This is a genomic window from Streptomyces sp. NPDC006259 (assembly GCF_042870975.1).
GTDB lineage: Bacteria > Actinomycetota > Actinomycetes > Streptomycetales > Streptomycetaceae > Streptomyces.
The window spans coordinates 1,194,185-1,204,845 of sequence record NZ_JBIAHY010000003.1; the positions used below are offsets into that span (position 1 = coordinate 1,194,185).

Here is a 10,661-nt window from a genome sequence, read left to right on the forward strand (position 1 = left end):
GCCGCGGGCGTCGACGGTGATCTTCTGCGACAGGTCGCCCTTGGCGACCGCCGTGGTCACCTGGGCGACGTTGCGAACCTGAGCGGTGAGGTTTCCGGCCATGAAGTTGACCGAATCGGTGAGGTCCCGCCAGACACCCGCCACGCCGGGCACCTGCGCCTGCCCGCCGAGCCGTCCCTCGGTGCCCACCTCGCGGGCGACGCGGGTGACCTCGTCGGCGAAGGCGGAGAGCTGGTCGACCATCGTGTTGACGGTCTCCTTCAGCTGAAGGATCTCGCCGCGAGCGGGGACGTCGATCTTCTGCGAGAGATCGCCCTTGGCCACCGCCGTCGCCACCTGTGCGATGTCGCGCACCTGGGTCGTCAGGTTGCCCGCCATGGCGTTCACGGAGTCCGTGAGATCGGCCCAGGTGCCCGACACGCCGGGCACCTCGGCCTGGCCGCCCAGGGTGCCCTCGGTGCCCACCTCGCGGGCCACACGCGTGACCTCGGAGGTGAAGACGGACAACTGGTCGACCATGCCGTTGAACACGGTCGCGATGTCGCCCATGAGGCCTTCGCCGTCGGCGGGCAGCCGGGTGCCGAAATCCCCGTCCCGAACGGCGGTCAGGCCGGCCAGGAGCTGTCTCAGCTCCTGATCGCCCGGCACCGTCTCGGCGGCCTCGGTGGCGTTGCTGGTCATGCGTACCCTCGTTCCGCTCCCCAGGAGCCCCCGACGGGGGCTCGGAACCGGGCCGCCCCGGTGGGGACGGCACCGCATGTCGTGCGTCCATTTCCGCAGTTCACGGATGTGCGCGATGAGAGAAATCCGCCGCAGGCTAACCCATGCGCCTGCGGCGGAACAAAAGTGTCGCGTCACGTGGGCCGCACAGGAGATCCACTGGGTGCGCACCTTGCATACACGGAAGGAAACGGGGTACTCGCCGTAGTTTTCCCCGAGGGCGCGGGCGCCCCCGTCAGGCGACCTCGGAGCCCAGCAGACCGAGCCGCAGCCGCGCCACCATGCGGCTGATGAGCCGGGACACATGCATCTGCGAGATGCCCAGCTCATCGCCGATCTCGGCCTGCGTCCGCTCCTCGACGAACCGCAGATGCAGGATCCGCCGCTCCCGCGCGTCGAGCTGGGCGATCAGAGGCGCCAGGGAGTTGAAGTCCTCGACCAGTTCGAGGGCGGGCTCCTCCACGCCGATGAAGTCGGCCAGGACCGACTCGCCGTCCGGGCCGCCGTCCGAGGTGAGGGCCGCGTCGAGCGAGGCGGACGTGTAGCCGTTCGAGGCCTTGCGCGCCTCGATGACCTCCTCCTCCGACAGGGACATCAGCTGCGACAGCTCCCGCGTGGTGGGCATGCGTCCCAGCCGTGACCGCAACTCGTCGGTCGCGCGGGCCAGCTCGACCCGCGCCTCCTGGAGCCGGCGCGGCACGTGGACCGCCCAGCTGGTGTCGCGGAAGAACCGCTTGATCTCGCCGACGATGTACGGCACGGCGAACGAGGTGAACTCGACCTCGCGGGCCAGCTCGAACCGGTCGATCGCCTTGATCAGCCCGATCGTCCCGACCTGGACGATGTCCTCCATCGCGTCGCCCCGGCCGCGGAACCGGGAGGCCGCGTACCGGACCAGGGAGAGATTCATCTCGATCAGCGTGTTGCGCACGTACTGGTGCTCGGGCGTGCCCTCCTCCAGGACGGCCAGCCGGTCGAAGAACGGGCGGGACAGCTCCCGCGCGTCCCTCGGGCTGACGTCGGTGGGCACGTCGATGAGCGGAACCCCTCCCAGCAGGCCGTCGGTGGCCCGCCGCCCTGCCGTGGCCGTTCGTTCCTGTGCTGTCACGGCCCTCATGCCGCTCACTCCGTTCGCCCGGGCCCGCCGCACCCCGGGGTCGGCGGGCCTTCCGATGACCCACTGCGTCTGCCCCTGAGGATTCGTCTCATGCCGGGAAGCGGGCAGCACTGCCTCCCGTGCGTGAACGAGCCGAAGTCCCGGACGGCACGCGGCCGGCCGAATGCGGGCGCCTGGGCCGGGTATCAGGGCGGTGGGGACAAGAGAGAGGAGCAGCGTGACCATCGACAGCATCTGGTCCTATCCGTCGGTCAGCGGGCATGCCGAAGGACAGGACCTCACGGGGTACGGGGTGGTCGGGACCGACGGCACACTGGGGCACGTCGAACGCGAGGACGGCCACCACGGCATGTGGCACCTGGTCGTCGACACGGGCGTCTGGCTGTTCGGCAGGAGCGCCGTCGTCCCGGTGGGCGTCGTGGCGTCCGTCGACGCGGAGGAGCGCAAGATATCCCTCGCCTGCACCGTGGACGAGGTCAAGGAGGCGCCGCGCTTCCGGACCGACAGCGAGACCATGGACCCCGCGTACCTGTCGGACGTCGCCGACTACTACCGGCGGCTGGCCGCGCGCGGGACCGCGACGGCGTGACCGAGCGGTGACCGTGCCACGAGTGACCGAGCGGTGACCGTGCCACGAGGAGAGACGGACCCGCGCGGGCCCGGGCCGGCACGCCCCGGGCCCGCGGGGATGATCCACGCCTGCCGCGGGCCGACGGCGCGGCGCCGGCACGGTCGGATCCGAGGCGACACCGACAGGTGATACGCCCGGCCCCGGCCCACCGCGCACGACGGAGCGACGTCGTCCCCGACGGGAAGCGACGCGACGAGACGCCCGCCACGGGAGCGGCGAACAGCCACGACCGCGGTCACCACGGCAGGAAGACGTGCACGTCCTTCCCCCCGCCCGCGGGCACCACGCTCACCTGGCTGCACAACGTGTGGATCAGGTGCCAGCCGATGCCCCCGCCCCCCGCGTCGGGGTGGAAGGGCCGCGGAGCCGGCGCCGTCGGGTTGGTGTCGTGCAGCGTCACATGCACCCCGTCGAAGGTGGAGCGCAGGTGCAGCACGAAGGGGCCCGGCGCGTACTGGACCGCGTTGGACGCCAACTCCGTGACGATCAGCACGATGTCGTGCCAGCACTCGGGCGCCACGGGCGGGGTCGCGCGGGCGAGGGTGCGGAGGAACTCCTCGGCGGCCAGGCGCGCACCCGTCACGTCCTGCGGTTCACCCGCGAAACGGGCGGTGCGGCTCGGAATCGTCCAGGAGGCCGGTGAGTCGTCACCACGGGGCTCGGTTGCCATGTCGTCGTGCGGCCCCCTGTCGCCGGGACCGTCGTCCTTTCTCGTGCGGCTCGGTCGTCGCCACTCCCCAGGGTTCCCTGGCGGGCGCGGTCTACGCGTCCGGCACCGGGCGGCGGACACCTACCACGCACGGCGACGGGGCGACCACGGCGCGTTCGGCGGAACACGTCGCCGCGTCAGCGGAACACGTCGTCCGCGTCGTCCCAACTCAGCACCTCCGCGGGGGCGCTCTCCCGGGGAACCCGCACACGGGCCTGGTACATGGCCTCGATCTCGGCGGCGTAGTGCCGCACGATCGAGTCGCGGCGCAGCTTCATCGACGGCGTCAGCAGCCCGTTGGTGTGGTCGAACGGCTCCGGCAGCACCCGGAACACCCGGATCGACTCCGAGCGGGACACCGCGTTGTTGGCCGCGGCCACCGCCCGCCCCACCTCCTCCCGCAGGGCGTTCTCCTCCCGCGCCTCCCGGTCGGAGCGGTCGCCCCCGTACGGCGGCAGGTTGCGGCGCCAGTGCGCCAGGAACTCCGGGTCCAGCGTGATCAGCGCGCCCACACAGGGCCGGTTGTCGCCGACGACCACCGCCTGATGGACGAGGGGGTGCATCCGCAGCCGCTGCTCCAGCGCGGTCGGTGCCACGCTCGTGCCGCCGCTGGTGATGATGACGTCCTTCTTGCGGCCGGTGATCGTCAGGTAGCCGTCGGAGTCCAGGTGACCCAAATCACCGGTGGCCAGCCAGCCGCCCCACAGGGTGGCCCGGGTGGACGCGTTGTCGTTGACGTAGCCCTGGAACAGCGACGGGCCGCGCACCAGGATCTCCCCGTCGTCGGCCACCTGGATCTCCGTACCCGGCAGGGCCTGACCGACGGTCCCCGTCTTCTCCCTGCCGAGGGGCTGCATGGTGATTCCGCCGCTGGTCTCCGTCAGGCCGTAGCCGTCGTGGACGTGGATCCCGATGCCCTCGTAGAAGAGGGACAGGTCGCGGTGGAGCGGTGAGCCGCCCGAGGTGGCGCGGTGCACACGGCCGCCCAGGGCGGCGCGGAGCCTGCGGTACACCGTCCGTTCGTACAGCGCGTGTTGGAGCCGCAGGTCGAAGCCGGGTCCCGAGCCCCGGCCGAGCCGTTGGCGTTCGACGGCCGCAGCGAAGTCCCGGGCGGTGTCGGCGGCCCGCTCGAACAGCGCGCCGCGGCCGGCTTCCTGGGCCGCGCGCAGGAAGTTCTTGTAGATCTTCTCGAAGACCGACGGGACCCCGTACAGGTAGGTCGGACGGAAGGATCGGAGCGCCTCGGCGAGGGCCTCCCCGTTCAGGTCCGGTTCGTGACCCATCAGGATGCCGCCGCGCAGGCACAGCCCCTGGATCATCAGCCCGTACACGTGGGAGAACGGCAGGAAGGCGAGGACGGACGGCTGCTGTCCGGGCGGCCCCGCGGTGTGCCCCCAGCCGGCCAGCAGGGTGTCGCAGGGCGAGGCCAGGCTGCGGTGGGTGAGCGCGCAGCCCAGAGGACGGCCCGAGGTGCCGGAGGTGTACGCGATCACCGCGGTGGAGTCGGGGAGCACGATCCGGCGCAGCGAGTCCACTGTGGTCTGCGGGATCACCTCGCCGCGCCGGGCGAGTTCCTCGAACGCCCCCGCGTCGAGCTGCCAGACGTGCCGCAGGGACGGCATCGCCGCACACACCGAGCCCACCGTCATGACGCTCTGCTCGTCCTCGACGATCACGCCCGCGCAGCCCGCGTCCCGCAGGATCCACTCGACCTGGTCGCGCGAGGACGTCGGATGGACGGGGACGACCTCGGCGCCCACCGCCCAGAGGGCGTAGCCGAGCACCGTCCACTCGTAGCGGGTGCGCGCCATGACCGCCACCCGGTTGCCCGGCGAGATCCCGGACGCGATGAGCCCCTTGGCGAGAGCCACGACCTCGTCGCGCAACTCCGCGGCCGTCACCTCCTCCCACGCCCCCGAGGGAGCGGAGCGGCGCGCGAGCACCGGCAGCGCGGGGGTGCGGGCGGCTGTCTCGAAAACGCTGTCGGCGAGACCTCCGGTCAGGGGCGAGGCGGCTGGGGGAGCGAGGGCGACGTCGCGCATGCGCTGCTCCTGACAGGTACGGGGTGTGACTCCGCCGATGAGGACAGTTATCGACGGTGGTCGAATGTAGCCCAGGCGGGACGGCTTGTGGCCGAGATCGGATAACTATTCCGCGTTGACGATCTCGCCCGCGGACCGTGTTGGTGAACCGCGGGTTCGGGGGACTCGGCAGACATGACTCACATCAGTCCCGACCCCGAACCGGAACGCAGCACAGGACTGGAACCGGGCGGCGGCGTGCCGCCGGGCGAGACCCCGCCCGCGGAGAGCAGCATGCCCGAGGCCGGACCCCGGGAGACCCACAATCCCCCCAAGGGCTGGGCCAAGGCCCCGCTCACCCTGATCATCGTCCTCACCGTGCTGGTCGCGGCCTTCTTCCTGGCCTATGCCCTGATCCTCATCTTCTGACCACGGCCGCTCGCCCTCCGGCCCCGGCGGGACCGGAGGGAGACGTCAGCCCTGGGTGAGCCGCACGCAGCCGGTGACGACCTCGCGCAGGCTCCCGGTGCGCTCCCACAGCGCGCGCTGTTCCACGGCGCCGTTGCCGTGCCGCAGCAGATCGGCACAGGTCGTCCGGACCCGCTCCAGGTCACCGCTGTCGGCCAGCGCCTCCGCCACATGGTCGACCAGGGCCCGCACCACCGTCTCGGCGGGCGCCGGGCGCATGGTCACCGGATGCAGCAGATCGCCGGCCAGTCCGGACTTGGCGGCCCGCCAGTCGGCCAGCCGCAGCAGGCTCACGCTGTGGTCGGTCGGCTCCCCGCCGGCCTTCCACTCGCGGGCCGCCGTCTCGACGAGCCCGCGCACCAGGGCGGCGACGAGCACGGCGGTCTCCGCGCGCAGACAGACGTCCGAGACCCGGATCTCCACCGTCGGATAGCGCGCCGACAGGCGAGCGTCGAAGTAGACCATCCCGTCGTCGAGGATCGTGCCGGTGGCCACCAGGTCCGCGACCCGCTGGTGGTACCGCTCCGCCGACCCGAACAGCTCGGTCGGACCGGCCGACGGCCAGCGGTGCCACACCCTGCTGCGATAGCTGCCGTACCCCGTCTCGTTCCCCTGCCAGAAAGGGGAGTTGGCGCTGAGCGCCAACAGCACCGACAGCCAGGGACGGATCCGGTCGAGGACGGCGACGCCCTCCTCGTCCGACTCCACCGACACATGGACATGGCAGCCGCAGACAAGCTGTTCACGGGTGGCGATGCCGTACTGCTCCGCCATCCACTGGTACCGCCGGTTCATGCTGACGGAGGGCCGCACCGGCAGCGGCGACGTCGCCAGCGCCGCCACCGTGCAGCCGATCTCCCCGGCGTGCCGGGCCGCGTCCCCGCGGATGCGGACGATCTCCTCCGCGAGTTCGTCCATCCCCGACTGCGGGTGGGTGGCGAACTCCAGCATCTGGTTGTGCAGTTCCTTCTCGAAGACATCCTGCTCGTCCCCGTCCCGCGAGGCGCGGGCGAGAACCGCGGCGGAGAGCGCCTGCGGTTCTCCGGTCCCAGGATCGACCAGGAGGAGTTCCTCCTCGACTCCGACGGTGCGCACGTGATGCAGCCCTTCTCCGGCAGTTGGTACGCACCCGAATGCCCCGTCGGGGCCGGTTCACACGGAGGTGGGCGTCAACCACACCGTGGCGAGGGGCGGCAGGGTGAAGGCGATCTCCCCGTTCTCCGGCTTGATCCCGTCGAGCAGACGCACGTCGCTGCCGCCGTACCGCATGTCGTCGGTGTTGAGGGCCTCGTACCAGACGGGGACGTCGTCCGGCACGGCGAGCCGGTAGTCGTGGCGGACGACGGGGGAGAAGTTGCTGACCGCGAGCAGGGGGACGCCCTCGGCGTCGTACCGCAGAAACGCGAAGACGTTGTCCTCGACCGCGTCGCACAGCACCCAGCGGAAGCCGCCCGGATCGGTGTCCCGCTGCCACAGCGCCGGGGTCGCGCGGTAGCGCGTGTTGAGGTCGCGGACCAGGTCCCGCACGCCACGGTGGTCGGCCGCGGCGCCGTACCCCTCGTCGAGCAGCCACCACTCGGGGCCGTGCTCCTCCGACCACTCCGCGCCCTGGGCGAACTCCTGCCCCATGAAGAGGAGTTGCTTGCCCGGGTGGGCCCACATGAAGGCGAGGTAGGCGCGGTGGTTGGCCCGCCGCTGCCACCAGTCGCCCGGCATCTTCGACACGAGCGACTTCTTGCCGTGCACGACCTCGTCGTGCGAGATGGGCAGGACGTAGTTCTCGCTGTAGGCGTACACCATGGAGAAGGTCATCTCGTGGTGGTGGTACTTGCGGTGCACCGGCTCCTTGGCGATGTACTCCAGCGAGTCGTGCATCCAGCCCATGTTCCACTTCAGGCCGAAGCCCAGGCCGCCGCTGTCGGTCGGCCGGGTCACCCCCTCCCAGGCCGTGGACTCCTCCGCGATGGTCACCACACCCGGGTTGCGGCGGTACACGGTCGCGTTCATCTCCTGGAGGAACGCCTTCGCGTCCAGGTCCTCCCGGCCGCCGAACCCGTTGGGCGTCCACTGGCCCGGTTCGCGCGAGTAGTCGAGGTAGAGCATGGAGGCGACGGCGTCCACCCGGAGCCCGTCGATGTGGAACTCCTCGCACCAGTACACGGCGTTGGCGACGAGGAAGTTGCGCACCTCGGTACGCCCGAAGTCGAACTCGAACGTCCCCCAGTCCGGGTGCTCGGCCCGCTGGGCGTTCCCGGGCTCGTACAGCGGGTCCCCGTCGAAGCGGGCCAGCGCCCAGTCGTCCTTGGGGAAGTGGGCCGGCACCCAGTCCACGATCACGCCGATCCCGGCCCGGTGCAGCGCGTCGACCAGGTACTTGAAGTCGTCCGGCGTGCCGAGCCGGGAGGCCGGCGCGTAGAAGCCGGTGATCTGGTAACCCCAGGACCCGGAGAACGGGTGCTGGGCGACCGGCATCAACTCCACATGCGTGAAGCCGAGGTCGTTGACGTACGCCGGCAGCTCGTCGGCCAACTGACGGTACGTCAGACCCGGTCGCCAGGAGGGCAGGTGCACCTCGTACACGGAGAACGGCGCCGCGTGCACCGGCACCTCCCCCCGGCGCGCCATCCACTCGGTGTCGTCCCACTCGTAGTGCGAGGCGTGCACGATCGACGCGGTGTCCGGCGGGACCTCCGCGCACCGGGCCATCGGGTCGGCCCTGAGGAAGCGGTGCCCGTGGCGCGAGGTGATCTCGAACTTGTACCGGGTGCCCTCGCCGACCCCGGGCAGGAACAGCTCCCACACCCCGGACGAGCCGAGGGAACGCATCGGGAACGCGGTGCCGTCCCAGTACGTGAAGTCGGCGGCGACCCGCACCCCCTGGGCGTTCGGCGCCCACACCGTGAACCGGGTGCCGGCCACGCCCTGGTGGGTCATCGGCTCGGCGCCGAGCGCCTTCCACAACTGCTCGTGCCGGCCCTCCCGGATGAGGTGCAGATCGAGATCGCCCAGCGACGGCAGGAAACGGTAGGGATCGTGCACCTCCGACTCGTCCCCCTCGTACGCCACCAGCAGTGTGTACGCCGGGACCTCGGCCAGCGGCAGGACGGCCGCGAAGAGACCGTCCCCCTCGGACACCAGCGGGGTACGGCGGCCGTCCACGAGGACGGCGACCGAACGCGCGAAGGGGCGCAGCGCCCGGAACAGGATGCCGCCGGGCACCGGGTGCGCGCCCAGCAGGGCGTGCGGGTCGTGATGGGCGCCCGCCAGCAGGCGTCCCCGGTCGACGGGGTCGAGCGTGGGCGCCGGCGGGCGGGGGCCGGCCGACTCGGGCCGAGAAGTGTCACGCAGAGCCATCGGTCAGCCTCCTCGGACGGCGAGTCGTTCGATCGCCGCCATGGGTACGGGTAGCCAGTCGGGACGGTGCCGCGCCTCGTACAGCACCTCGTACACGGCACGGTCGGTTTCGTAGGCACGCAGCAGGGCGTGCTTCTTGCGGGGATCCCAGCCGGCCCGTTCCGCGTACCCGGCGCAGAACGCCTCGCGGCAGCGGCGGGCCCACTCGGGACGCCACGGGCGGCGCTGCCGGGCGGCGTAGTCGAACGAGCGGAGCATGCCCGCGATGTCGCGGACCGGGGAGTGCGCGCTGCGCCGTTCGGCCAGCGGCCGGGACGGCTCGCCCTCGAAGTCGATGACGAACCACTCCCGTCCGGCATGCAGCACCTGCCCGAGGTGCAGGTCGCCGTGGATGCGCTGGGCCGGCGGGCCCGCGTCGCAGGCGGCCAGCGCGCCGAAGGCGGTGGTGAGCCCCGGTACGTACGGTCGAAGGGCCGGCACGTGGTGGGCGGCGGCCTCCAGCCGCTCGGTCATCCCGGCCGCCGTCCGCGCGTTGTCGCCGAGCGGTCCGGCGGGGAAGGCCGCGGCCAGCGCGAGATGCACCTCCGCGGTGGCGCCGCCCAGGGCGTGGGCCTGCGGGGTGAAGTCGTCCCCGCGGGCCAGCGCGTCCAGGGCCAGCGTCCAGCCGTCGGAGGCGTCCGGCAGGAACGGCTGGAGGACGCCGAGCGTCGCCTCCTGCGGATGGGTCGTGCGGTACCAGGCCACCGGGGCCGGCACCCGGCCGCACCCCTGCCCGGCCAGCGCGACCGGCACCTCCAGGTCGGGGTTGACCCCCGGCTGGATGCGCCGGAACACCTTCAGGATGAACGCGTCGCCGTAGACCAGCGACGTGTTCGACTGCTCGGCCTCCAGCAGTCGGGGAGCCAGGCCGGCCGGCACGTGGACCGACGGGTCGGACTCGAAGGACAGCGGACCGAGCGGCCCCGGATGCCGCATGCGTTCCAGCAGCAGATGCGCCGACCGCGGGTCCTGGAGCGCGTCGTGCACGGTCAGTCCGGCCAGTGCCCCCTCCTCGACCTTGCCGATGAGGGCCCGCCCCAGCCGCGGCGACAGGTGCTCCTGGATGCCGAGGAGCAGCTGGTAGCAGTCGCCGGGCGGGGGAGTGCCGCCCGGTGAGGGCACGCCCGACTGGCCGGTCTGCACCAGCAGGTGCAGACAGCCCGGATACAGCTCCGTCATGGACAGCAGACGCAGGTCGTTGAGGGGCCGGTCCTTGCCCGCGAACCAGCGCTGCAGGGGCAGCCACTCGCGCAGCAGTGACCCCAGCGTCCCCGTGGAGCGGACGCCGACGGCACTGCCCGGGCTCAGAGGTGCGGTCTTCTGCATGGTGACGCGTCCTTCCCTCGGCGCACGCTCACAGGCGCCGGCCGACGCGGGATGCGGCTCGGGCGAGCCGGAACCAGTAGAAACCGTGTCCTGCGAGGGTGAGCAGGTAGGGCAGTTCACCGATCGCGGGGAAGCGGACCCCGCCGAAGAGTTCGACCGGGTGGCGGCCGTCGAAGCGACGCAGGTCCAGTTCGGTGGGCTGGGCGAAGCGGGAGAAGTTGTGGACGCACAGGACGAGGTCGTCCTCGTACTCGCGCAGGAAGGCGAGGACGGCCG

General features: G+C 71.7%; 10 protein-coding genes. 2 read left to right on the forward strand and 8 right to left on the reverse strand.

Annotated elements, in window-relative coordinates; translation table 11 throughout:
• On the reverse strand, positions 1–681 hold a 681-nt coding region (locus ACFYO5_RS16540), incomplete at its 3' end, for a HAMP domain-containing protein (RefSeq protein ID WP_388709166.1).
• A 274-nt stretch (positions 682–955) separates the two neighbouring features.
• Entirely contained in the window at positions 956–1,837 is an 882-nt protein-coding gene (locus tag ACFYO5_RS16545; protein WP_356566995.1) for an RNA polymerase sigma factor SigF, read from the reverse strand.
• Positions 1,838–2,054: 217 nt separating this feature from the next.
• Between ACFYO5_RS16545 and ACFYO5_RS16550 the strand changes: the two genes are divergently transcribed.
• Entirely contained in the window at positions 2,055–2,426 is a 372-nt protein-coding gene (locus ACFYO5_RS16550; protein ID WP_356566993.1) for a PRC-barrel domain containing protein, read from the forward strand.
• A gap of 277 nt (positions 2,427–2,703) precedes the next feature.
• Here the strand turns inward: ACFYO5_RS16550 and ACFYO5_RS16555 are convergent, their stop codons facing one another.
• Positions 2,704–3,138, reverse strand: a complete 435-nt coding sequence (locus tag ACFYO5_RS16555) for an ATP-binding protein (RefSeq protein WP_356566991.1) — start codon at positions 3,136–3,138, stop codon at positions 2,704–2,706.
• Between the two features lie 176 nt (positions 3,139–3,314).
• Entirely contained in the window at positions 3,315–5,219 is a 1,905-nt protein-coding gene (locus tag ACFYO5_RS16560) for an AMP-dependent synthetase/ligase (protein ID WP_388709171.1), read from the reverse strand.
• Positions 5,220–5,393: 174 nt separating this feature from the next.
• Here ACFYO5_RS16560 and ACFYO5_RS16565 point away from each other — a divergent pair, with 174 nt between their 5' ends.
• On the forward strand, positions 5,394–5,627 hold the full coding sequence (locus ACFYO5_RS16565) for a DUF6480 family protein (RefSeq protein ID WP_356566987.1): 234 nt from the start codon (positions 5,394–5,396) through the stop codon (positions 5,625–5,627).
• Between the two features lie 45 nt (positions 5,628–5,672).
• On the opposite strand, the gene ACFYO5_RS16570 is transcribed toward ACFYO5_RS16565, so the two are convergent.
• From ACFYO5_RS16570 to ACFYO5_RS16585, 4 genes are all read right to left on the reverse strand, one after another.
• Positions 5,673–6,761: a glutamate--cysteine ligase gene (locus ACFYO5_RS16570; RefSeq protein ID WP_356566985.1), complete on the reverse strand. Its 1,089-nt coding sequence runs from the start codon at positions 6,759–6,761 to the stop codon at positions 5,673–5,675.
• Positions 6,762–6,818: 57 nt separating this feature from the next.
• On the reverse strand, positions 6,819–9,020 hold the full coding sequence (gene glgB / locus ACFYO5_RS16575) for a 1,4-alpha-glucan branching enzyme (RefSeq protein ID WP_388709173.1): 2,202 nt from the start codon (positions 9,018–9,020) through the stop codon (positions 6,819–6,821).
• Between the two features lie 3 nt (positions 9,021–9,023).
• On the reverse strand, positions 9,024–10,385 hold the full coding sequence (locus tag ACFYO5_RS16580; RefSeq protein ID WP_356566982.1) for a maltokinase: 1,362 nt from the start codon (positions 10,383–10,385) through the stop codon (positions 9,024–9,026).
• A 28-nt stretch (positions 10,386–10,413) separates the two neighbouring features.
• On the reverse strand, positions 10,414–10,661 hold a 248-nt coding region (locus ACFYO5_RS16585), incomplete at its 5' end, for an alpha-glucosidase C-terminal domain-containing protein (protein WP_388709175.1).